Source organism: Erwinia sp. L03-1 (genome assembly GCF_058686115.1).
Genome location: NZ_CM178762.1, coordinates 3,889,519 through 3,913,937 on the forward strand (window position 1 = coordinate 3,889,519; position 24,419 = coordinate 3,913,937).

Below are 24,419 nucleotides of genomic sequence, written 5' to 3' on the forward strand. Positions count from 1 at the left end.
CACTACGCCTGGTGAGCGTTGATCTGCGCGTGCATCTCCTGCACCGAGATCACCTGCTCGCAGGGGTCAGAGTTCAGGGACATCGCCGTGGCAAATCCGCCGTTCAGCGTGGTGTCATAGTGCACCTTGTACTGAAGCGCACTGCGACGCAGCAGTTTGGAGTCCTCGATGGCCTGGCGCCCTTCGGTGGTATTCACAATATAGGCATACTCGCCGTTCTTCAAACGATCCTGAATATGCGGGCGGCCTTCGTGCACCTTGTTCACCAGACGCGGGTTGATCCCCGCCTCACCCAGCACCACGGCGGTGCCGTGCGTCGCATCCAGTTCAAAACCGAGCTTTTGCAGCTTAGCGGCCAGGTCGACGATGCGCTTTTTGTCCCCTTCGCGCACCGACAGCAGGGCGCGTCCGGTTTTCTTCATATTACTTTGCGCCCCCAGCATCGCCTTTGAAAACGCCTCGGCAAAGGTACGTCCCACGCCCATCACCTCACCGGTAGAGCGCATTTCCGGGCCGAGGATCGGGTCAACGCCCTGGAATTTGTTAAACGGCAGCACCACCTCTTTCACCGAGTAGTAAGGCGGAATCACCTCTTCGGTTATGCCCTGTTCGGCCAGCGTTTTACCCGCCATCACCCGTGCGGCGACCTTCGCCAGCGGCACGCCGGTGGCTTTCGACACAAAGGGAACGGTACGGGCGGCGCGCGGATTCACTTCAATCAGGTAGACTTCGTTATCCTTAACCGCAAACTGCACGTTCATCAGACCGCGAACGCTAAGCTCGAAGGCCAGCTTCTCTACCTGCTGACGCATTACGTTCTGGATCTCTTTGCTCAGCGTGTAGGCGGGCAGCGAACAGGCAGAGTCACCGGAGTGGACGCCCGCCTGCTCGATGTGCTCCATAATGCCGCCAATCAGCACCCGCTCACCGTCGCAGATGGCATCAATATCCACTTCAACCGCATCATCAAGGAAGCGATCCAGCAGCACCGGCGCATCGTTGGAGACGGAAACCGCCGTCTGGAAGTAGCGTTTAAGATCGACCTCGTCGTAGACGATTTCCATCGCCCGGCCGCCGAGCACGTAAGAGGGACGAACCACCAGCGGATAACCCAGCTGCGCCGCTTTTTCGACGGCCTGTTCCAGGGCGGTCACGGTGGCATTGGCGGGCTGCTTCAGGCCCAGACGATCCACGGCCTGCTGGAAGCGTTCGCGGTCTTCCGCCCGGTCAATTGCGTCCGGACTGGTGCCAATAACCGGTACGCCTGCGGCTTCCAGCTCACGCGCCAGCTTCAGCGGCGTCTGACCACCGTACTGTACAATCACCCCTTTCGGCTTCTCGATGCGCACAATTTCCAGCACGTCTTCCAGCGTCACCGGTTCGAAATAGAGGCGATCGGAGGTGTCATAATCGGTTGAAACGGTTTCCGGGTTACAGTTAACCATAATGGTTTCGTAACCGTCTTCCCGCAGCGCCAGCGAGGCATGAACGCAGCAGTAGTCAAATTCAATGCCCTGCCCGATGCGGTTTGGCCCGCCGCCCAGCACCATGATTTTTTCACGATCCTGAGACGGGTTCGCTTCGCACTCCTCCTCGTAAGTGGAGTACATATAGGCGGTGTCCGTTGAGAACTCGGCGGCGCAGGTATCCACGCGTTTGTAGACCGGGTGCAGATTGTAGCGCTCACGCAGCTTGCGTATCTCGCTTTCCGCTACGCCAGCCAGCGCACAAAGACGCGCATCGGCAAAGCCTTTACGCTTCAGATCCCGCAGGAACTCTTTCGTCAGGCCGTTGATCCCTTCACGGGCAACCTTCTCTTCCAGGCGCACCAGCTCTTCTATCTGTACCAGGAACCAGCGATCGATATTGGTCAGGTTAAAAACGCCATCAACGGACATTCCGGCACGGAACGCGTCGGCGATATACCAGATGCGATCCGAACCGGCATCTTTCAGCTCACGGCGAACGTGGGTCAGGGCTTCGGGATCGTTGAGGCTAACTTTAGGATCGAATCCGCTGGCACCCACTTCCAGCCCGCGCAGCGCTTTCTGCATCGACTCCTGGAAGGTGCGGCCAATGGCCATCACTTCCCCGACGGATTTCATCTGGGTGGTCAGGCGATCGTTCGCCCCGGCGAATTTCTCAAAGTTGAAGCGGGGAATTTTGGTGACGACATAATCGATGGACGGCTCAAACGATGCCGGAGTCAGGCCGCCGGTGATATCGTTCATCAGCTCGTCCAGCGTGTAGCCGACGGCCAGCCTGGCAGCAACTTTCGCAATCGGGAAGCCGGTCGCCTTCGAGGCCAGCGCAGAGGAGCGCGACACGCGCGGATTCATTTCGATAATGATCAGGCGGCCATTTTCCGGGTTCACCGAGAACTGCACGTTAGAACCGCCGGTTTCAACGCCGATTTCACGCAGTACCGCCATCGAGGCGTTACGCATGATTTGATACTCTTTGTCGGTCAGCGTCTGGGCAGGCGCGACGGTAATCGAATCGCCGGTGTGGATGCCCATCGCGTCGAAATTTTCAATGGAGCAGACGATAATGCAGTTATCGTTCTTATCGCGCACCACCTCCATTTCATACTCTTTCCAGCCGATCAGTGATTCATCAATCAGCAGCTCATTGGTGGGAGAGAGATCCAGCCCGCGCTCGCAAATTTCTTCAAACTCTTCACGGTTATAGGCGATACCGCCGCCGGTGCCACCCATGGTGAACGAGGGGCGGATAATGCACGGGAAGCCCAGCTCGTCAGCTACCCTGAGGGCCTCGTCCATGGTGTGCGCAATGCCGGAACGCGCCGTATCAAGGCCAATCTTCTTCATTGCTTTATCGAAGCGCTGACGATCTTCCGCCTTATCAATGGCATCGGCGGTGGCGCCAATCATGGTCACGCCGAATTCAGCCAGCACGCCCTGACGCTCCAGCTCCAGCGCGCAGTTCAGCGCCGTCTGGCCACCCATGGTGGGCAGCACCGCATCCGGGCGCTCTTTTTCAATGATTTTGCGCACCACTTCCCAGTGGATCGGCTCAATATAGGTCGCGTCAGCCATATCCGGGTCGGTCATGATGGTCGCCGGGTTGGAGTTGACCAGAATAACGCGATAGCCCTCTTCCCGCAGGGCTTTACAGGCCTGAGCGCCTGAGTAGTCGAATTCACAGGCCTGTCCGATGACGATCGGACCTGCGCCAAGGATCAGGATACTTTTTATGTCGGTACGTTTTGGCATTTTCTCGCTCCTGATTATTTCGCGTTTGAACGGTAGGCTTCGATCAGTTCGATAAAGTGATCGAACAGCGGGGCGGCATCATGCGGACCCGGGCTGGCTTCAGGGTGTCCCTGGAAACTAAAGGCCGCTTTGTCCGTACGATGAATCCCCTGCACCGTGTGGTCAAAAAGCGAGGTATGGGTCACGCGCAGGTTATCCGGCAGGTTGCTGCCATCGACGGCAAAACCATGGTTTTGCGCGGTGATCATCACCCTGTTGTTGTCCAGGTCTTTTACCGGATGATTGCCACCGTGATGGCCCAGCTTCATTTTGACCGTTTTTGCCCCGCTCGCCAGCGCCAGCAGCTGGTGACCCAGACAGATGCCGAATACCGGCACGTCAGTTTCCAGAAAGCGATTAATCGCCGCGATGGCGTAATCGCATGGCTCCGGATCGCCAGGGCCGTTAGCCAGGAAAATACCGTCCGGATTGAGCTTTAACACCTCTTCCGCAGAGGTCTGGGCCGGGACGACCGTCAGCCGACAGCCGCGATCGACCAGCATCCGCAGGATGCTGCGCTTAACGCCGTAGTCACAGGCCACCACGTGGAACGGCAGTTCGTCACCGCTTTTCGCCGCTGGCAGGCCGTCGAGCGTCCAGCTGCCCTGCTGCCAGCTATAGGTTTCAGCTGTAGAGACCTCTTTCGCCAGGTCCATGCCTTTCAGACCGGGAAACGCCTGCGCTTTTTGCAGCGCCAGCACCGCATCCGGTGCATCACCGGCGATGATGCAGCCATTCTGTGCACCTTTCTCGCGCAGCAACCGCGTTAGCTTACGCGTATCAATATCGGCAATAGCGACAATGTTATGACGCTTCAGGTATGCAGAGAGACCTTCTTCATTACGAAAGTTGCTCGCTATCAGCGGCAAATCGCGAATTACCAGCCCCTGCGCCTGAACCTTAGAGGACTCTTCATCCGCGGCATTAGTGCCGACATTGCCGATATGAGGATAGGTAAGGGTAACAATCTGGCGGGAGTAGGAAGGATCAGTGAGGATTTCTTGATAACCGGTCATCGAGGTGTTGAAAACGACTTCTCCCACAGCCGATCCTGTGGCCCCGATGGCACGACCATGGAATTGGGTTCCGTCTTCGAGAACCAATAGCGCTGACTTAATCAAAACACCCTCCAGGGAATAAACAGTCATATTATTTGCATATTAATTCATTACGAACCTTAAAATCAATGCAAAACCGTCTGACCGTCCGATTTTGGCAAATTGCGCGCATTCTAATGATCGCCCCGGCCATTGTCCACCCTGGAACCCGATTTTTCATGGTTTTTTATTCGACTGATGGGTAAAAGCGTTAGTTACGCCTGAAAAGAGCAGATATCCAGGCTGGAAAACCGATTGCCTGCGAGGGAAAGGGTCATAATGCTCTTAGCTGTACTAAAAAGTGGACCAAATGGTCAAAAATAGCATTACAGAGGGGGATAAAAACGAGTTAAAATAGATAAACAGTCAACTAAAGACATAATCAGGTTAAAAACACTGTTTTCACATTAAAAAAAAGGAGGCATTATTACCTCCTTTATATCAATTATTTACGATCATTAACCTGGAAAAATGAGAACTACACTTTCAGAGATCCTCAAGATTAAGCACATTTCTCATATCATAAAGCCCATCATCCTGAGCATTGAGCCAGATAGCAGCGCGTACTGCGCCTTTAGCAAAGGTCATGCGGCTTGAAGCCTTATGGGTTATCTCCACGCGCTCGCCGATATCGGCAAACATTGCCGTATGCTCGCCCACGATGTCACCGGCGCGTACGGTGGCGAAGCCAATCGTTTGAGCCTTACGTTCTCCGGTGTGACCCTCGCGGGCATAAACGGCGTGCTGGTCCAACTCCCACTTCATGGCATCGGCGATCGCCTCACCCATCGCCAGCGCTGTCCCTGATGGGGCATCCACTTTGTGCCGGTGGTGGGCTTCCACGATCTCGATGTCGGCATAGTCGCCCATCACTTTTGCCGCCTTTTCCAGCAGCTTTAAGACCAGGTTAACGCCAACGCTAAAGTTGGCGGCAAACACAATGCCAATATCCTGAGCCGCCTCGCTGATGGCTGCCTTACCCGCCTGGTCAAATCCGGTGGTGCCGATCACTATCGCCTTATGCTGCTCGCGACAAAATTTCAGATACTCCAGCGTGGCTTCTGGTCGGGTGAAATCGATTAGGATGTCAAAGTCATCCACTACCGCCGTAAGATCGTCGGCTATAGTGACGCCCAGCGTGCCTGCGCCCGCCATTTCACCGGCGTCACTCCCTACCAGCGATGAACCTTTGCGTACCAGTGCGGCGCCCAGGGAGGCGCCCTCAGCCTCATGCACGGCCTGGATCAGCTGACGCCCCATGCGTCCCGATGCGCCGACAACGGCAATGCGAATATCACTACTCATAATTTTTTCATTCCTGACGAAGGTTGATTCGTTGAACTCTCTTTCAGATTAACCAGCCTCCGGGGCAGAAGCCAGAGCCGAAACGGCATAATCAGAATATCAGGGCGTGAAAACGGACGACAGGGTGAAAGACAGGCACACGGGTATTTCACTGGCAGGATCAGGGTGAAAACCCTATAAGACGTCGCGCGCTATATCAGTGTTATAGCGCGCCATAAACTTTATAAGCTTAGGTTGGGGTTAGAAAGTAGCAGGATCGGGATTGAACGGGCCATGCTTCCAACTGATGGCAGTCTTAACGATGCCTACAATCATCATTGCGCCGGACAGGGCCGTCAGCACAATGCCCGCGGTCATTCCTATAAAGCCCAATCCCAGAGTGGGTACGCCCAGAATGGCCCCGCCGACGATGATGGGTATACCTACGACCAGGCCAGCACCGCCTATACCCAGCAACTCAGGGCCGCTTAATGCCCCTCCCCCAACGTTATTGAGTTCCGAAAGCGTGAGTTCTCTCATTATTAACTCCATTTAAATTTATTTAAAACATCCTGTGGTTATTAATCACCTTAAAGAAGCGTGTATTTAATAATTTCCCGTTCCCCTGTCGGGAACAGAATAACCATAACGCAACCAACACGACACTTCAATAAAGTGAAACGCTTTTATAATAGCCACGCCCTAATTTAAATATATTTCTAGAGTTATAAGAAGGATCCCCCAGGCGCGCGCGTCCCTGCGCCCGCCAGTCTGTTTATCACCCTGGCGCCCCCTGTAGTCGTACCTGGAGCCGCCAGTGAACAAACAAGGAGAGATAACGTTACCGCTATTCCAGATTCCAGTTGAATAATTCAGACGTTGCGAATTAAAGCGGCCTGTTCGACATTAGTTAACTTCCCGAATATCTACGCGCAGCTCTTTTGGCACCTCGAAAACAATATTTTCTTCGCGGCCAATCAGCTCAATGGCGGCTTCGCCACCAAACTCGCGCAGACGCTGAATCACTTCCTGCACCAGAATATCCGGTGCCGAAGCACCCGCCGTCACGCCAACGCAGCTCACGCCTTTAATCCACTCTTCCTGAATATCATCGGCAGAATCAATAAGACGGGCGAGCTTGCCCGCCCGCTGTGCCAGTTCGGCCAGACGATTAGAGTTGGAGGAGTTGCGGGACCCAACCACCAGCACCACTTCGGCATCCTTTGCCAGCGTGCGTACCGCTTCCTGCCGGTTGGTGGTGGCATAGCAAATATCATCTTTACGCGGCCCGATGATTTTCGGAAAACGTGCGCGGAGTGCATCAATCACCTCTGACGTATCATCAACTGACAGCGTCGTCTGGGTCATAAAGCACAGATTCTGATCGTTCTTCACCTCAAGCTTCAGAACATCCGCCGGAGATTCCACAAGATACATCCCGCCCTCAGGGTTGCTGTACTGACCCATCGTGCCTTCCACCTCAGGGTGGCCGGCATGACCAATCAGTATCGCCTCCGTCCCCTTACGGCTGGCGCGCGCCACTTCCATATGCACTTTTGTGACCAGCGGACAGGTGGCGTCAAACAGCATGGTCAGGCTGCGCGCTCTGGCTTCTGCGCGAACGGCCTGGGATACGCCATGGGCAGAGAAGATCAGAATCGAACCGTCCGGCACTTCCCCGATCTCCTCAATGAAAATAGCCCCGCGCTCGCGCAGGCTATTCACCACGTAGCGGTTGTGTACTACCTCATGCCGCACGTAAATAGGCGCGCCATACATCTCCAGCGCGCGCTCCACAATACTGATCGCGCGGTCAACGCCCGCACAGAATCCACGAGGATTAGCCAACAGGATTTGCATTTGTCGCCTCCCGTACCGGATTGATCTCCAGCACTTCAACATCAAAATGGATGACCTGCCCGGCTAATGGATGGTTAAAGTCCACGGTAATCGAGTCGCCGGAAATTTCGCGGATAACACCCGGCATCTCATTCCCGTCCATCCCGCTGAACAGCATAATCGCCCCCACTTCAGGCTCTCCCGCCTGGGTAAAATCCCGGCGGGAGAAGTACTGAATTAAATCCGGACTGGCGGAGCCAAAGGCGGCCTCAGGCTGCAGCGAGAACGCTTTTTTATCACCCGGGTGCAGGCCGAGCAGCTCATCTTCAAGCTGCTCTGACAGGCTACCGTCTCCCAGACTAAACAGCGCCGGTTTTCCGTTATCCCGCGTGGATTCCGCGGTGGAACCGTCGGCGAGTTTTAACGTGAAATGCACCAGCACCGCGCTATCACGCTGTACAGAATCAGTCATGCCCTGCCCTTAGCTTTTAGCACGTTTGCTGGCCGGGCTGAAAAAACCCTCCAGTACGATCAGTACGGCACCGATACAGATAGCGGAGTCGGCAATGTTGAAGGTCGCAAAGTGCCAGTCGCCAACATAAAAGTCGATAAAATCCACCACAAAGCCGTGATACGCGCGGTCAAACAAATTGCCTGCCGCACCGCCAATAATCAGTGCATAAGCGATATTATTCAGCTTATTACTGGCTGCGGTACGGTACATCATCACCAGCAGCGCAATAACAATCGCCGTAGCGATACCGGCAAAGAACCAGCGCTGCCAGCCCCCTTTGTCGGCCAGGAAGCTAAAGGCCGCCCCGTAGTTATGCGCATAGAAAAAGTTGAAGAATGGCATCACATGCATCGACTCATGCAGCATCAGCGTATTCATAATCCACTGCTTACTGGCAAAATCGATGGCGATAACGACTACCACCAGCCACAGCCAGCGCAGTCCGGTCGAGAAAATTGATTTATGCATTATGCAAACTTACGCTGTTCGCCGTCACCGGCTACGTTAGTGACGCAGCGCCCGCAGAATTCCGGCCAGGCAGCATGTTGTCCAACATCGGTAGTGTAGTGCCAGCAGCGCTGACATTTCTCACCTTCCGCCTTATGCAGAGTAATTTTAAGACCTTTTACCAGATCGCTCTGCTGAGCCTCTTCAGGTGCCAGCGCGTAATCGGCTACCTGTACCGAGGAGGTCAGTAACACAAAGCGCAGCTCCGTCTCCAGACTCAGCAGTTTTTCAGCCAGCGCCGCATCGGCATAGAGCGTAACGCTCGCCTCCAGCGACCCGCCTACCCGCTTGTCGGCACGCGCCTGTTCGATAACTTTGTTCACTTCGCCGCGCACTTTCAGCAGCTCAGCCCAGAAGCTATCGTTCATTGACTCATTGTCCGCAAGGCCAAACAGCCCGCTGAACCACTCGCCGGTGAAGACATACTTTTCACGCTTGCCCGGCAGCTCATTCCAGATTTCGTCAGCGGTAAAGGACATGATTGGCGCCATCCAGCGCACCAGTGCCTCCGCAATATAGTACAGCGCGGTCTGACAGCTGCGACGTGCCAGGCCATCCGCCCGGGCGGTATACTGACGGTCCTTGATGATGTCCAGATAGAAGGACCCCATCTCGATGGAGCAGAACTGCATCAGACGCTGGACCACCTCGTGGAAGTCATAGCGCGCGTAAGAGGCGATAATGTCCTCCTGTGCCGCTCTGGCGCGTCCCACAGCCCAGCGATCCAGTACCACCATCTCTTCCGGCTCAACGCGATCGGTCTCGGGGTTGAAGCCGTTAAGGTTGGCCAACAGGAAGCGAGCGGTGTTACGGATACGGCGATAGGAATCCGCAGAGCGTTTCAGGATCTCATCGGATACCGCCATCTCACCGGAATAATCGGTGGAGGCGACCCACAGGCGCAGAATATCGCCGCCCAGCTTGTTCATGACATCCTGGGGCGACACGGTATTACCGATGGATTTCGACATTTTGCGGCCCTGACCATCCACAGTAAAGCCGTGAGTCAGTACCTGACGGTAAGGCGCCTTGCCCTTCATCGCCGTCGAGATCATCAGCGAGGACATAAACCAGCCGCGATGCTGATCCGATCCCTCCAGATAGAGGTCAGGCGAATGCCCCTCAAATTCCGGACGCGCATCAACAACGGAGTAGCTGGTCGATCCTGAGTCAAACCAGACGTCGAGCGTATCAGGCACCTTTACGTAGCTGTCGGCGTCTGCGCCCATCAGCTCGTGCGCATCCAAATCCCACCAGGCCTGAATGCCATCCTGCTCAACGCGTTCAGCCACTTTCTCCATCAGCGCGAGGGTGTCAGGGTGTAGCTGTTCGGTATCTTTATGCACAAACAGCGCCATCGGCACGCCCCAGGTACGCTGACGTGAAATACACCAGTCCGGGCGGTTCGCCACCATGGATTCGATACGCGCCTGGCCCCAGTCAGGGATCCACTGCACATCTTTAATCTCAGACAGTGACTGCGCGCGCAGGCCTTTCTGATCCATGCTGATAAACCACTGCGGCGTTGCACGGAAGATGATCGGCGTTTTGTGACGCCAGCAGTGCGGATAGCTGTGCAGCAGTTTTTCAACGTGCAGCAGTGCGCCCTTTTCGCGCAGCAGCTCGACCACCAGATCGTTGGCTTTGAAGACGTTAACACCGTCCAGCCCAGGGTAAGTGCCCGGCAGGTAGCGCCCATCCGGACCGACCGGGTTAGCGACGTCGATACCGTATTTCTGGCCGATTACATAGTCATCTGGCCCGTGGCCTGGGGCAGTATGCACCGCACCGGTACCGGCTTCGACCGTCACGTGCTCACCCAGAATCACAGGCGACGTTAACGCCAGGAAGGGATGCTGGAAAGTCATCAGCTCCAGCGCCGCACCTTTAACTTCGCCTAACACCTGCCACTCTGCTACGCCAATGCGTTTCATGACGCTTTCAACCAGCTCTTTCGCCAGAATCAGCGCACGGCCTTCGATCTGCACCAGCTGATAGTCAAACTCAGGGTGCAGAGAGATCGCGCGGTTAGCAGGCAGGGTCCAGGGGGTGGTGGTCCAGATAACCAGCGAGACGGGACCGGCTACGCTGCTAACACCAAATTTGGCCTGCACCGCCTCGGCATCCACGGCGTTAAACAGCACGTCGATGGAAGGTGAGGTTTTATCGTAATATTCAACTTCAGCCTCAGCCAGTGCGGAGCGGCAATCCATACACCAGTGCACCGGCTTCGCACCTTTGTGCAGATGGCCATTACCAATGATTTTGCCCAGCGCACGGATGATGTTTGCTTCGGTTTTGAAGTCCATCGTCAGATAGGGGCGATCCCAGTCTCCCAGCACGCCCAGGCGGATAAAGTCTTTTTTCTGCCCTTCTACCTGCTCAGCGGCATACTGCCGACAGGCAGCACGAAACTCCGCGGCGGTAACTTTCTCGCCGGGCTTGCCGATCATCTGCTCGACTTTATGCTCGATGGGCAGGCCATGGCAGTCCCAGCCCGGCACGTAGGGCGCATCAAAACCCGCCAGGCCTTTGGACTTCACGATAATGTCTTTCAGAATCTTGTTGACTGAGTGACCAATATGAATGCTGCCGTTCGCGTAGGGAGGGCCGTCGTGCAGAATAAAGGTTTTTTTCCCTTTTTTGGCTTCGCGGATGATGCCGTACAAATTATCATCATACCAGCGTTGCAGCATTCCCGGTTCGCGTTTGGCCAGATCGCCACGCATCGGGAACCCCGTTTCCGGCAAGTTCAGGGTAGATTTATAGTCACTCATCAGATTCTCGGTTCCGTGTTTCGGTTCTGGTTAATCCGGTGTTTTCAGCCCAAAAAACCTTCGGGCGCTCACCACATCGTTAGCAATTTGCTCTTTCAGCGCGTCAAGTGAAGCAAAACGCTGCTCGTTACGTATTTTTTCGCACAGCACCACATCTATATGGCGCCCGTACAGGTCGATTGCAACGTCCAGCAGGTGAACTTCCAGCTGCTGACGCACTCCCGCCACCGTGGGCCGCGTGCCGATATTCGCCACGCCAGGCAACGGTCGTTCGCTGATGCCATGGACCTCAACGGCATACACCCCTTTGACCGGCGACACAAAGCGTCGGAGAGGCAGGTTAGCCGTGGGGAAGCCTATCGTCCGGCCCAGCGCATCACCGTGCACCACCCGGCCTGAAATACTGAAGGGATGTCCCAATAGTGAGGCTGCAAGCGGCAGATTATCCTCTGCCAGCGCCTGTCGAACGGCGGTGCTGCTGATTCGCCTGCCGTTATCACAAAATGTCTGCGTACCGACAACATCGAAGCCATAGTCGACACCCGCTTTCTGTAATAACAGGAAATCCCCCCGGCGACCAGCGCCAAAGCGGAAATCATCCCCGACCGCCAGAAATTTAACACCGAGCTTTTTCACCAGCAGATCGGCAACGAAACTCTGCGCCGTCAGCCCCGCAAACAAAGGGTCGAAGCGCACGCACAGTACGGCGTCTACGCCCGCCTCACTGAGATAGCGAAGCTTCTCGCGCAGTCGGGTCAGGCGAGCCGGGGCTTTATCGGGCGCAAACAGCTCCAGGGGCTGCGGTTCAAACAACATGACCACCACCGGCAGATGACGCTGACGCCCCTCTTCACAGAGTCGTGCCAGCAATGCCTGATGTCCCCGGTGTACGCCATCGAAGTTACCGATAGTCAGTACGCAGCCGCGATGCTGCTCCCTGAGGTTATGTATGCCGCGGATAAACTTCATGGCTGACTCAAATGGGTGGAAATCGGCGGATTATACCTTGTACAGCGATGAAGGTTAACCCGGTAATGCCCCTTTAGCGCTTTCTTACCGCCATTTTCCCTGCCTAAAGCGGCCTGCGCCCGGCATTCTTATTTTTATTGTGATTAAGCTGTATTCATCTGGCCGAAGCTGGTAGAATCTTGCGCCATCGAAACGTAACCAGGCGTCGTTTTTTTAGCGGCGCTTATTTGCACAAATCCATTGACAACCATGGGCGAAAGAGGCATATTCCTCGGCCTTTGAATTGTCCTCATAGAACTATTTGGGAGTTGGACCTTGGCTAATATCAAATCAGCTAAGAAACGCGCTGTAACGTCTGAGAAGCGTCGTAAGCACAACGCTAGCCGTCGTTCAATGATGCGTACTTTTATTAAGAAAGTATACGCGGCTATCGCTACTGGCGATAAAGCAGCTGCGCAGAATGCATTTAATGAAATGCAGCCTCTTGTGGACCGTCAGGCAGCTAAAGGCCTGATCCACAAAAACAAAGCTGCACGTCATAAAGCAAACCTGGCTGCACAGATCAACAAACTGGCTTAATCGCCACGCTGTTATCTGGCTTTGAAAAAAAAACCGGCTTAGCCGGTTTTTTTTTGCCTGTCATCTGGTGAGCCGTTCAGGAATCCCAGATTGCGCCATAGGCCGCTACGCCATGCGCTTCACATCCCTCTACCACATAATCGGTTAACTTACGGTTGGCGATGCAAATCACCGCTTCCGCCCCGCTCTCGTCTGCCAGTTGTAATGCCAGCTGTAATAAATCCGGCTTGCCGTGCGCATCGGTATCCCAGATCAACACATCGGGTTGTAGCCGGATGATTTCGTCCACCATTTCGTCGCCATAGGTCAGTCGCGGGTTGCGCGTCGACCAGATTAAGCGCCGGGGTCGGTTTAACGTCATCAGGTGGGGCAACAGGGGTCCGATGCCGCTACCGGTGGCGACATAAATTACCGAATGAAAAATTTTCCCGACGCTGCCGACCCCCGGGGTGGGGAGGCCTTTAAACCAGACATGGGAAGGAGGCGAGTCAATAAAGCGGCTGGTCCAGTCTCCGGCCCGCGATACCAGCATACGACAGCCGCTACGATCGCTGAACGGGATATTAGCAAAAGCGTGCCACTCCGATAGCGGGGAGCGACTGATGGCAAAAGAGGATCCGGCAAAAGGATCCCGCGGCAAATCAAAGCTCACAATCGCGGCATGTTCTGACGGGCGCTCAATGGTGACCGGCACTTTTCTCAGGCGCAGCCACGGCAAAATAATACTGCCGGTAATCGCCAAAAGCGTCCAGAAGGCCGGCGTTTTCGCAAGCGTCAGTAATGACCACAGGCCGCCGTTGCAGTCGCGGGTAAAACAGGCCGCCTGCCCCCAGGAGAGCAGCAGCGCGGCCCAGCCGACATACCGGTGTACGTGCTCAAACAGATTGTGGTATCGCCTGCGGATCGCCGGATGCGCCATTATTGTAATGATTGCCAGCAGCGCGGCCAGCAGGGCATTGATCGTTACCAGCGCAGAAGAGACATTGGGCAAGGCGTGGCAATGATGATAATAAACCGCAGCACTGAATACGATAAGCCACAGACAGGCAAAGAGTGCACAGCCGGAATGCAGGCCACCAAAATGATATACTTTAGCCAGCCGACGCCGGACAAATAACGGCCAGTTCAGCGGAACCTGCCACACCAGACGAAAGAGAAAATTGATAATATATTGCTGACGGATCAATACGGCGATGGCCAGATTAACCAATACCATATTACTGATATCGACCAGCTGTATCCCTTTTTCAGACCACCAGTGACCTGAGGTCAGCCCGTAAATTAAAAAAAAGGTATTGACCAGCGTGACCAACAGAAATAGCCGCTGGTAATAACTCAGTGGGGTCCATCGCAGGGATAAACGCAGGTTCGGGTAAGAGGGAGCCAGCGCAGCACCGCTCTCCCTTACTATACTTTTATTGTTGATTTTCAATATACTACCCTAAAAATAAATACTATTAACTGCTCATTCGTGACACGAATCAGTAGAGTCATTCAGTCATATTGATTAGAAAGAACGCAGCCTCAGGAGGCTTCAGCTGACAGCGTATGAGAGGTTCAGGTGACAGTAAATAGCCGCATTTTTTTTGAGAATTTCGCTATTACTTTACGGCGGAGGGAGAAATAATAAAGCCAGATATTACAGGAATAACTGGCATTAAATAAAAAATAGCCTGCTAATCATTATCAGATTATTCACCAGGCAAAATGGAGTCCGGAATATAATCTGATGCTAACGCAGTTTAATACGCAGTAGAATATAACCGACTACCGCCGAAATGACGGATCCAAAGAGAATACCGATCTTTGCCAGCGTCACCATCTCCTGATGCGCCGCATCGAAAGCCAGCGAAGCAATAAATATCGACATGGTAAAGCCGATACCACACAAAACGCCGATGGCAGAGATGTCCCGCATCCGCGTACTCTCCGGCAGTGCGGCGATACGAAGCTTGACGGCCAGCCAGCAGATAAGCGTGATCCCCAGCGGTTTACCGATAAACAGACCCAGAATGATGCCCAGCGGCACGGAGGAAAACACGCCGTTCAGCGATATGCCGGTTAATGAGACGCCCGCATTGGCGAAGGCAAACAGCGGCAGGATAAGCCAGCTTACCCAGGGTGCCAGGCTATGGGCCAGATGGATAGCCGGGGAGTGGCCGTTCTGTTTCTCCAACGGGATAAAGAAGCCCAGAATAACGCCTGCCAGCGTGGCATGAACGCCCGATTTCAGCACCGCCACCCAGAGCACCATTCCTACCAGCATATAGACGGACAGGTTACGCACGCCAAAACGGTTGAGCAGTGCCAGCACCGCAATTGCACCGCCAGCCACGCACAGCGAGGCTACCGACAGATCCTGGGTATAGAAGAAAGCGATAATCAGAATGGCGCCGAGGTCATCAATCACCGCCAGCGCCATCAGGAACATTTTGAGTGCGGGCGGCACGCGGCTGCCCAGCAGCGCCAGGATCCCCAGAGCGAAGGCAATATCCGTTGCGGTTGGGATTGCCCAGCCGTGAATAGCCAGGGGATTGCTATGATTAAACAGCGCAAAGATGGCACCTGGCGCAATCATCCCGCCAATGGCCGCGATCAGCGGAAACATCGCCCGTTCACGCGTTGCCAGTGAACCGGAGTGCAGCTCGTGTTTCACCTCCAGCCCGATCATTAAGAAGAAGAGCGCCATGAGCGCATCATTGATCCACAGCAGCAGATCTTTACTGATATCCAGCGCGCCAAAACGAAACGCCACCGGCATGGAGAGGATAGACTGATAAGCCTGCTGGGTTCCGGCATTATTGGCCAGAAACATCGCCACCGCCGCAGCGATAATCAGTATTACCCCGCCGGTTGCTTCATTTTTCAGTAGCCGCGTAAGCGCTGATTTCATTGATTCCATTCCTGATTACAAATTTGACTGACGTAGCCCAAGCATAACCGCTCCGGCTGCTGCTAAAGAAGCCTTTATACGCTCCTTTACCTCCCTGCGGCGAAAAAAAAGGCAGCCCGCAGGCTGCCCTTTATTTCTCTGCCGCGTGAAGCTAGCGGGTTAAATCATCGAAAAATTTCTTAACGCCGTCGAAGAAGCTTTTTGAACGCGGGCTGTTTTTTTCACCGCTCGGTCCACCAAAGCTCTCTTCCAGTTCGCGCAGCAGCGACTTCTGCTTATCGCTGAGGCTGACTGGCGTTTCAACAACTACGCGACACAGCAGATCGCCCTGCGCGCCGCCGCGTACCGATTTAACGCCCTTGCCACGCATGCGGAACAGCTTACCGGTCTGCGTTTCCGCAGGCACCTTGAGCTTGACCCGACCATCCAGCGTGGGCACTTCAATTTCCCCCCCCAGCGCGGCCATTACAAAGTTGATGGGCACTTCGCAGTAGAGGTTATTCTCTTCACGCTCAAAAATGTTGTGCTTGCGCACCTGCACCTGAACGTAGAGATCGCCCGCTGGCGCGCCCTGCTCCCCGGCTTCACCTTCACCCGTCAGGCGAATGCGATCGCCGGTATCCACGCCCGCCGGAATTTTAACCGACAGCGTTTTAGATTTCTCAACGCGACCGTGCCCGTGACAGGCATTACAGGGATCTTTGATAACCGAGCCGCGCCCGTGACAGGTCGGACACGCCTGCTGCACGGTAAAGAAGCCCTGGCGCATCTGCACCTGACCCTGACCGTGACAGGTCGAACAGGTTTGAGGTTTCGTTCCAACCTTCGCGCCGCTGCCATGACAGACGTCACACTCTTCCAGCGCAGGAATACGGATCTCTTTGGACACGCCGCGGACGGCTTCTTCAAGCGTCAGCTCCATGTTGTAGCGTAAATCGGCCCCGCGAGCGGCGCGCTGCTGACGGCGTCCCCCACCGAAAATATCGCCGAACACGTCGCCAAAGATATCGCTGAAGTCTGCACCGCCGCCGCCGCCAAAGCCGCCGCCACCGCCCATGCCGCCCTGTTCAAAGGCTGCATGACCGTACTGATCGTAAGCGGCACGCTTCTGCGCATCGGTCAGGATCTCGTACGCTTCCTTAACTTCTTTAAATTTAGCTTCGGACTCTTTATCACCTGGATTGCGGTCAGGATGGTGTTTCATCGCCAGGCGTTTGTAGGCCTTTTTGATTTCACGCTCATCCGCCGACTGGGGAACGCCTAAAATCTCGTAATAGTCTTTTTTCGCCATTCTGCTGGTCCTGCCCTTAATATGCATGCACGGGCGTGGAGATTAACTCCTACGCCCGTGGGATTATGCAGTGGCCTGAATTGTTTTGCCTGAAGCTACAGGCCACCGTGCCCGCTCAAGGGCGATTATTTTTTGTTGTCTTTTACTTCTTCAAATTCAGCATCAACAACGTCGTCTTCTTTCTTCGCTGAAGCATCAGCGGCATCCGCAGCGCCACCAGCAGCCTGCTGCTGCTGAGCAAATTCCATCAGCTTGCTGGAGACTTCCATCAGCGCCTGCATTTTGGCTTCGATTTCAGCTTTATCTTCGCCTTTCAGCGCGGTGTTCAGGTCGGTCAGGGCCGCTTCAATTGGCGCCTTGTCGTCCGCTGGCAGTTTGTCACCGGCTTCGTCCAGCTGCTTACGGGTGCTATGGGACAGATGATCGGCCTGGTTACGAACCTGCACCAGTTCCTCGAACTTACGGTCAGAGTCGGCGTTAGCTTCCGCATCACGAACCATTTTTTCGATTTCATCATCGTTCAGACCAGAAGAGGCCTTGATGGTGATCTTCTGCTCTTTACCGCTGTTTTTGTCTTTAGCAGACACGTGCAGAATACCATCGGCGTCGATGTCAAAGGTGACTTCGATCTGCGGCATGCCGCGCGGTGCGCCCTGGATCCCATCAAGGTTAAACTGGCCGAGAGATTTGTTATCCGCTGCGCGCTTACGCTCACCCTGCACAACGTGGATGGTCACCGCAGACTGGTTGTCTTCAGCGGTAGAGAACACCTGGCTGTGCTTGGTTGGAATGGTAGTGTTCTTGGTGATAAGCGCAGTCATCACGCCGCCCATGGTTTCGATACCCAGAGACAGAGGCGTCACGTCCAGCAGCAGTACGTCTTTCACGTCGCCCGCCAGTACGCCACCCTGCACGGCAGCACCTACAGCAACCGCTTCGTCCGGGTTCACGTCTTTACGTGGCTCTTTACCAAAGAACTCAGCCACTTTAGCCTGAACCATTGGCATACGCGTCTGACCACCGACCAGGATAACGTCGTTGATGTCAGAAACGGACAGACCCGCATCCTGCAGAGCCACTTTCAGTGGATCAATAGAGCGTGCGACCAGGTCTTCAACCAGTGATTCCAGTTTTGCACGGGTCACTTTGATGTTCAGGTGCTTAGGACCTGTCGCATCAGCCGTGATGTACGGCAGGTTAACGTCGGTCTGCTGCGCAGAAGAGAGTTCGATTTTCGCTTTCTCTGCGGCTTCTTTCAGACGCTGCATCGCCAGCGGATCGTTGTGCAGATCGATACCCTGATCTTTCTTAAATTCCGCGACGAGGTAGTTGATCATGCGGCTGTCAAAGTCTTCACCACCCAGGTGGGTATCACCGTTGGTAGCCAGAACTTCGAAGGTTTTTTCGCCATCCACTTCATCGATTTCGATGATTGAGATATCGAAGGTACCGCCGCCCAGGTCATAAACCGCGATAGTGCGGTTGCCCTGGCCTTTATCCATACCGTATGCCAGCGCGGCAGCGGTAGGTTCGTTGATAATACGCTTAACGTCCAGACCCGCGATGCGGCCTGCATCTTTCGTTGCCTGACGCTGCGCATCGTTAAAATAAGCGGGTACAGTGATAACGGCTTCAGTTACCGCTTCGCCCAGGTAGTCTTCGGCAGTTTTTTTCATTTTTTTCAGCACTTCTGCTGAAATCTGCGGTGGTGCCAGTTTCTGACCTTTTACGTCGATCCAGGCATCACCGTTGTCTGAACCGGCAATTTTGTAGGGCATGATTTTAATATCACGCTGCACTTCTTCGTCCTGGAAGCGACGGCCAATCAGGCGCTTGATCGCAAACAGGGTATTCTGTGGGTTAGTCACCGCCTGGCGCTTAGCCGGCTGACCGACCAGAATCTCACCGTCCTGGGTATAAGCGATGATAGAAGGCGTGGTGCGATCGCCTTCCGCATTCTCCAGTACGCGAGCCTTGCCGCCATCCATAATAGCGACACAAGAGTTAGTCGTACCCAGGTCAATACCAATAATCTTACCCATCTAAACGTCTCCCACTTAAATTTGTTTCAAATCAGGTTATGCACACTTAATGCGGGCTATTTTGGCCATTTCAACTGCCAGTACCGCGCTTTTTTTCCAGGCCCATAACCTCGGATGCCAAATAAGATGGGGCCATCGCCAACGGCATCAAGGGGGGTAAGCAAAAAAATTTCAATTTTACCGCTGTCAGGATCAATGTTTCCTCGCCCCCGACTCATTACCATGCCGTCCGGACCGATCGCGCTGGTGTCTTTTTCCCGTGGAGGCCCGTTTACTAATGGTTTCATTATTATGATTATTTCTACTATCACTGAGGATTTATGCATAACAATACACTGGCGAATCCCGGTCCTTTGGGGCTGATGGGGTTTGGAATGACCACTGTTTTACTCAATCTGCACAATGCAGGTTTTTTCCCTCTGACCTCGGTCATTATCAGCATGGGGATTTTTTTCGGCGGGATGGCGCAGATTATTGCGGGTTTGCTGGAGTATAAAAAGGGCAATACCTTTGGCCTGACCGCCTTTACCTCTTACGGTGCTTTCTGGCTGAGCCTGGTGGGCATTTGGTTGCTGCCAAGGCTGGGGCTGGCCGAGCCAACCGACGCCACTACGCTGGGCATTTATCTGGCGCTGTGGGGTATTTTCACGCTGTTTATGTTTTTTGGCACGCTGCGCGCCAACCGCGCCCTGCAATTTGTGTTTGCCAGCCTGACGCTGCTGTTTGCGCTGCTGGCCTACGGCCATATTACCGGCAATGCTGCCGTGTTGTTGTTCGCGGGTTATGAGGGTGTAGTTTGCGGTGCCAGTGCGATTTATCTGGCGATGGCAGAGGTGATCAATGCGCAGCTGGACCGTCAGGTGCTTCCCACTGGTGAACCACGCCGCGCGTCGGTGCTGGCCAGCGCGTTGAGTCAGGCGTAGCCCGGAGGCCCGGTGCGGCACAGGCATGGGGTGTCGCCTGCGGGTGGGGACTGGTGCTGCAAAGGCTGGAGGTGTCGCCTGCGGGTGGGGACTTGTGCGGCAAAGGCATGGGGGGTCGCCTGCGGGTGAGGACCGGTGCGGCAAAGACCTGGGGGGTCGCCTGCGGGTGGGGACTTGTGCGGCAAAGGCCTGGGGGTGTCGCCTGCGGTGGAGCCCGGTGCTGCACAGGCTGGAGGTGACGCCTGCGGGTGGGGCCCGGTGCCTGGCGGTCCTCGCGCCGCGCGTGGCGCGGTTCCTTCGCTCCGCTCGTCGACCTTTCGGACCGGGCATGACGGGACATCCCTGTCCCGGCATGCCCTTGTGCCAGCATCCCTGCTGGCCCATCCGGGTCTTCCTCCCTGCGCTCAGCGCTGCGGAATGCCTGTCACCGGGCCCCACCCGCCTGCTTATTGCATTGTGCTGGCTGCGGGTAAAAGCTTTTTCAGGTGTTACAGGAAACTCTTCAGTAGGTCTGAAAAAGAACCCGGCCAGGCAAATATGAAAACGGTTTGCTAAGAAGCAGCTAAAAATACTTAGGAAATTCAAAAGGTTTCACTGAAAGCCACTCAGAAGCCCGAGAGGGGGACAATCCCTGCGGTTGACGGGCATTCCGCAGCGCTGCGGCGCAGACGGAGGGCCAGGCGAGGGCAGCAGGGATGCTGCACTCAGGGAGCGGCGGGCAGGGATGCCCGCTCGTGACCGGGCCGTCCGGCCTGGCGTCGGAGCCAAAGGCACCACGCGGAGCGTGGCGTGAGGACGCCCGGCAAACGCTGGGATTGTCCACCGACACCGCAGCGATGGCAGCCCAAACAACTAACCGGCAACCGCTGGGATTGTCCACCGACACCGCAGCTATGGCAGCCCAAACAACTAACCGACAACCACCAGGATTATCCAACGAAACCGCAGCGATGGCAGCCCAAACAACCAACCGACAACCACCAGGATTGTCCTCCGAAACCGCAGCGATGGCCGCCCAAACAACTAACCGGGCTCACCCCCACGCCAAAGGGCAACAATGCACTGACTCCCGGAATTCAACCTCTACAAATCGGCATGCACGACAGCATCGCGATAATAAAGATCGCGGCTGAGATAAACCCCCAGCAGTAAACCCATGGCGGAAAGCGCCAGCACATAATAAGCCGGAGCCAGCGGCGTTATGGACATCATCAGCGTCACCAGAATCGGCGTTAACCCGCCAAAAAAGGCATATGCGACATTATAGGAAAACGAAATACCGGTAAAACGCACCTCTGCCGGAAATGCCCGCACCATCACATAAGGCACCGCCCCCACGACGCCCACGCTGTAACCCACCAGTGCGTAACAGGCAAAAAGCCATTCAGGATAAGCGGCAGGAGCCTGATAAAAAATCCAGCTACACGCCGCTAACAGCAGGCTGCCGAAAATAAAGGTTTTGCTGGCGCCAAAGCGATCGGCGGCCAGGCCTGCGCTAATACATCCTGCTATCAGGGTAAGGGTCGCCAGACTGTTAGCCTGCAATGCCTCTGCCGCCGCAATGCCATAGCTTTTTTGCAGCCAGGTCGGCGTCATTAAAATCACCACGACCACGCCCGCCGAAAGCAGCCAGGTCAGCAACATACAGACGGCGACCTCTTTTTTATAATTCATCACCACGGCCTTTAACGGCAGCTCCGCCGCCAGCGTCTTACGTGCCTCAAGCGCCTTAAAGACCGGAGTTTCATGTAGCCAGCGACGCAGATAAAGCGCAACAAAACCGAAAAAGCCGCCGAGCAGGAAAGGAATGCGCCAGCCGCCCGCAATAATGCCTTCGATACCAAACGCCCGATTAATCAGCGTTGCCACCACCGAACCGACCAGGATCCCCGCGGTCAGCCCCGCCGTCAGCATGCCGCAGGCGAAGCCGGTACGCGTCTGCGGAACGTGCTCGGCAACAAACACCCAGGCCCCAGGCACTTCACCTCCCACCGCGGCGCCCTGCAACATCCGCAGCAGCAGTAACAAAATGGGTGCCGTTATGCCCAACGTCGCGTAGGTGGGCAACAGCCCCATCGCTAATGTCGGCAGCGCCATCAACAGAATACTGAGACTGAACATTTTTTTGCGCCCGCGACTGTCGCCAAAATGGGCCATCACAATGCCACCCAGCGGGCGCGCCAGATAACCCGCAGCGAAGATAGCAAAAGTTTGCAGCTGACGGAGCCAGTCGGGAATATCGGGGGGGAAGAAAAGATCGCCTATTACTGAGGCGAAAAAGACGAAAATAATGAAATCATAAAACTCCAGCGCGCCGCCCAGCGCGGCCAGAGTCAGTGTTTTGTAATCCCGCCGATTCAGGCGGCCCAGGCTTTGAGGAGGCATAAATATTAGCGAACATCCAGAAGTAGAGGGGAAAATGTAAGGTAATGGCTGTAAAGCTAACCTTACTATACCGTCCATTTCCCGCTACGCCAGCTGCCCTGGAGTTTATGCCTGAATCAGATTATTTTTTAGCTGTTTGTCCCACGCCGGGCGCTTTTGGGGCGAAATGCTGCTACCACCGCCTGATGGGTATCGACCCACGGCCCTTCCAGCAGTTGAATACAGTAGGGAACGCTGGCAAACAGGCCCTGCACCTTCACCGTCCCATCAGGCGCTTTTACCCCCTCAAGCGTCTCTTTAATCGACTTAGGCTGGCCCGGCAAATTCACAATCAGCGACTGCTTACGAATAACCGCCACCTGCCGTGACAGAATGGCCGTCGGGACGAAGTTGAGGCTGATCTGCCGCATCTGCTCACCAAAGCCCGGCATCTCCCGGTCTGCTACCGCCAGCGTGGCATCCGGGGTCACGTCCCGTCGCGCTGGCCCGGTTCCGCCCGTGGTGAGTACCAGATGGCAAAATCGCTCATCCACCAGCTCACAGAGGGTCTGTTCGATCATCGACTGTTCATCGGGCACCAGGCGCTTTTCAATGCTAAAAGGCGTGCTCAGAGCCTGCGTCAGCCAGGCCTCCAGCGCGGGCAGCCCCTCATCCTGATAGATGCCGTTTGCGGCGCGATCGGAAACCGAGATCAATCCTATACGTAGTGTGTTCATCGTGTTGTCACCGTAATGCCCACGGCGTAAAGCGCGGACGCAGGTTAAAGTTCATTTGCGGGAAGAATAAACATTGCAGGGCGGGAAGTACAGCCGGGGGAAAAACGCGGCCAGGTGAGTGGCCGCGAGCATGCATTACAGCAGATCGGCAATCATTTTATCCAGCTTGCCCTGGTCAAGCGCAAAGTTGCGGATGCCCTGAGCCAGTTTATCAACCGCCATCGGATCCTGATTGTGCTGCCACAGGAACTCGGATTCCGTCATTTTTGCCGGACGCGCTTTCACTTCGCCGCTGTACGAAAGTTTACGCTCCAGTGTTCCTTCGCTCTCAGCCAGCTCTTTCAGCAGGCCCGGAGAGATAGTCAGGCGGTCACAGCCTGCCAGCTCGGTGATTTCACCGATATTACGGAAGCTGGCACCCATAACTACGGTTTCGTAGCCATGCTGCTTGTAGTATTCGTAGATTTCAGTCACTGAAATGACGCCTGGGTCTTCGTTCGCCGCATACTCTTTCTTGTCGGTATTGGCTTTGTACCAGTCCAGAATACGACCCACAAATGGCGAAATCAGATAGGCACCGGCTTCGGCACAGGCACGCGCCTGAGCAAAGGAGAACAGCAGGGTCAGGTTACAGTTGATGCCCTCTTTTTCCAGGATCTCCGCGGCGCGGATACCCTGCCAGGTTGAAGCCAGCTTAATCAGGATACGGTCATTGCCGATCCCGGCATCGTTATAAAGCTTGATCAGCGTACGTGCCTTATTGATGCTGCCTTCCGTGTCGTAGGACAGGCGTGCATCAACTTCGGTAGAGATACGACCAGGAACCAGCTTCAGGATCTCCAGACCAATATTCACATTCAGCTTGTCTGCCGCATGCTGGATCTGCTCATCCTTGTTGCTGCTGCGATCGCGTGCCCAGCTTACTGCATCATCAATCAGCCTGCGGTACTCGGGAATTTGCGCCGCGCTGAGGATCAGCGAGGGGTTGGTGGTAGCATCCTGTGGCTTGTACAGCTTCATCGCCGCAATGTCGCCGGTATCGGCAACAACGGTAGTCAGTTGACGCAGGGAACTCAGTTTGTCCGTCATGATTGTCATTCTCGTCAGAGTAGCGTTATCGGGATGTTAATCGTGTTTACGTCGATCATATCACGCGTACCAGGCCATGCAAGGTAAGGTTTCCGTCAGGCCACGTAGTGCTAAAAGTGTTAATAAGAAGGGTAAGAGGCGAGACGGCTATGGCAGTGATTTGCGCTTTCTCGTCGCTTTTTTGCTAAAGTAACGGTCTCGTTTATTTCGCCCGGTCAGGGCAGTTTCACATAAGGATA

Annotated in this window: 19 protein-coding genes; 2 read left to right on the plus strand and 17 right to left on the minus strand. The window is 55.1% G+C overall.

The annotated features are described in order from the left end of the window. Positions 1-2: 2 nt before the first annotated feature. The 9 genes from carB to ribF form a co-directional block, all read right to left on the minus strand. Positions 3-3,236 carry a carbamoyl-phosphate synthase large subunit gene (carB, locus tag AC4PCC_RS17875; protein ID WP_492125415.1) on the minus strand — a complete coding sequence of 1,078 codons (3,234 nt, stop codon included), beginning with the start codon at positions 3,234-3,236 and terminating at the stop codon, positions 3-5. Positions 3,237-3,250: 14 nt separating this feature from the next. Beyond that, a complete protein-coding gene (carA, locus tag AC4PCC_RS17880; protein WP_492125416.1) occupies positions 3,251-4,396 on the minus strand; it encodes a glutamine-hydrolyzing carbamoyl-phosphate synthase small subunit in 1,146 nt (381 codons plus the stop codon). A gap of 462 nt (positions 4,397-4,858) precedes the next feature. Continuing rightward, a complete protein-coding gene (gene dapB / locus AC4PCC_RS17885; protein ID WP_492125417.1) occupies positions 4,859-5,677 on the minus strand; it encodes a 4-hydroxy-tetrahydrodipicolinate reductase in 819 nt (272 codons plus the stop codon). A 240-nt stretch (positions 5,678-5,917) separates the two neighbouring features. Beyond that, positions 5,918-6,196 (minus strand): hypothetical protein, encoded by a 279-nt coding sequence (locus AC4PCC_RS17890; protein WP_492125418.1) that lies wholly within the window; start codon positions 6,194-6,196, stop codon positions 5,918-5,920. Between the two features lie 366 nt (positions 6,197-6,562). Further along, positions 6,563-7,516 carry a 4-hydroxy-3-methylbut-2-enyl diphosphate reductase gene (gene ispH / locus AC4PCC_RS17895; protein ID WP_067709104.1) on the minus strand — a complete coding sequence of 318 codons (954 nt, stop codon included), beginning with the start codon at positions 7,514-7,516 and terminating at the stop codon, positions 6,563-6,565. Further along, positions 7,497-7,967, minus strand: a complete 471-nt coding sequence (fkpB, locus tag AC4PCC_RS17900) for an FKBP-type peptidyl-prolyl cis-trans isomerase (protein ID WP_067709107.1) — start codon at positions 7,965-7,967, stop codon at positions 7,497-7,499. The genes ispH and fkpB overlap by 20 nt, the downstream gene beginning before the upstream one ends. Before the next feature lie 9 nt (positions 7,968-7,976). Continuing rightward, on the minus strand, positions 7,977-8,477 hold the full coding sequence (gene lspA / locus AC4PCC_RS17905) for a signal peptidase II (protein ID WP_492125419.1): 501 nt from the start codon (positions 8,475-8,477) through the stop codon (positions 7,977-7,979). Then, a complete protein-coding gene (gene ileS, locus AC4PCC_RS17910; protein ID WP_492125420.1) occupies positions 8,477-11,293 on the minus strand; it encodes an isoleucine--tRNA ligase in 2,817 nt (938 codons plus the stop codon). Before ileS ends, lspA begins: the two co-directional genes overlap by 1 nt. A gap of 30 nt (positions 11,294-11,323) precedes the next feature. Further along, positions 11,324-12,262, minus strand: coding sequence for a bifunctional riboflavin kinase/FAD synthetase (ribF, locus tag AC4PCC_RS17915; RefSeq protein ID WP_067709111.1), 939 nt, complete (start codon positions 12,260-12,262; stop codon positions 11,324-11,326). Positions 12,263-12,577: 315 nt separating this feature from the next. Here ribF and rpsT point away from each other — a divergent pair, with 315 nt between their 5' ends. Then, entirely contained in the window at positions 12,578-12,841 is a 264-nt protein-coding gene (gene rpsT / locus AC4PCC_RS17920) for a 30S ribosomal protein S20 (RefSeq protein ID WP_067709112.1), read from the plus strand. 76 nt (positions 12,842-12,917) lie between these two features. On the opposite strand, the gene AC4PCC_RS17925 is transcribed toward rpsT, so the two are convergent. The 5 genes from AC4PCC_RS17925 to AC4PCC_RS17945 all read right to left on the minus strand — a co-directional run bounded on the left by AC4PCC_RS17925 (position 12,918) and on the right by AC4PCC_RS17945 (position 19,354). Beyond that, positions 12,918-14,273: a ferredoxin reductase domain-containing protein gene (locus AC4PCC_RS17925; RefSeq protein WP_492125421.1), complete on the minus strand. Its 1,356-nt coding sequence runs from the start codon at positions 14,271-14,273 to the stop codon at positions 12,918-12,920. A gap of 300 nt (positions 14,274-14,573) precedes the next feature. Next, positions 14,574-15,734, minus strand: coding sequence for a Na+/H+ antiporter NhaA (gene nhaA / locus AC4PCC_RS17930; protein WP_492125422.1), 1,161 nt, complete (start codon positions 15,732-15,734; stop codon positions 14,574-14,576). Positions 15,735-15,885: 151 nt separating this feature from the next. After that, a complete protein-coding gene (gene dnaJ / locus AC4PCC_RS17935) occupies positions 15,886-17,025 on the minus strand; it encodes a molecular chaperone DnaJ (RefSeq protein ID WP_492125423.1) in 1,140 nt (379 codons plus the stop codon). Positions 17,026-17,150: 125 nt separating this feature from the next. Beyond that, positions 17,151-19,067 (minus strand): molecular chaperone DnaK, encoded by a 1,917-nt coding sequence (gene dnaK, locus AC4PCC_RS17940; RefSeq protein ID WP_067709118.1) that lies wholly within the window; start codon positions 19,065-19,067, stop codon positions 17,151-17,153. A gap of 56 nt (positions 19,068-19,123) precedes the next feature. After that, the gene (locus tag AC4PCC_RS17945) at positions 19,124-19,354 is read right to left on the minus strand and encodes a hypothetical protein (RefSeq protein WP_492125424.1); all 231 of its coding nucleotides are present in this window, start codon (positions 19,352-19,354) and stop codon (positions 19,124-19,126) included. A gap of 33 nt (positions 19,355-19,387) precedes the next feature. On the opposite strand from AC4PCC_RS17945, the gene satP reads away from it, so the two are divergent. Beyond that, positions 19,388-19,990, plus strand: a complete 603-nt coding sequence (gene satP, locus AC4PCC_RS17950; RefSeq protein ID WP_492125425.1) for an acetate uptake transporter — start codon at positions 19,388-19,390, stop codon at positions 19,988-19,990. A gap of 1,083 nt (positions 19,991-21,073) precedes the next feature. Here the strand turns inward: satP and AC4PCC_RS17955 are convergent. The 3 genes from AC4PCC_RS17955 to tal all read right to left on the minus strand — a co-directional run bounded on the left by AC4PCC_RS17955 (position 21,074) and on the right by tal (position 24,180). Next, entirely contained in the window at positions 21,074-22,375 is a 1,302-nt protein-coding gene (locus AC4PCC_RS17955) for an MFS transporter (RefSeq protein WP_492125426.1), read from the minus strand. Between the two features lie 128 nt (positions 22,376-22,503). After that, positions 22,504-23,091: a molybdopterin adenylyltransferase gene (mog, locus tag AC4PCC_RS17960; protein WP_492125427.1), complete on the minus strand. Its 588-nt coding sequence runs from the start codon at positions 23,089-23,091 to the stop codon at positions 22,504-22,506. A gap of 135 nt (positions 23,092-23,226) precedes the next feature. Continuing rightward, positions 23,227-24,180, minus strand: a complete 954-nt coding sequence (tal, locus tag AC4PCC_RS17965) for a transaldolase (RefSeq protein ID WP_067709128.1) — start codon at positions 24,178-24,180, stop codon at positions 23,227-23,229. Between the last annotated feature and the right edge of the window lie 239 nt (positions 24,181-24,419).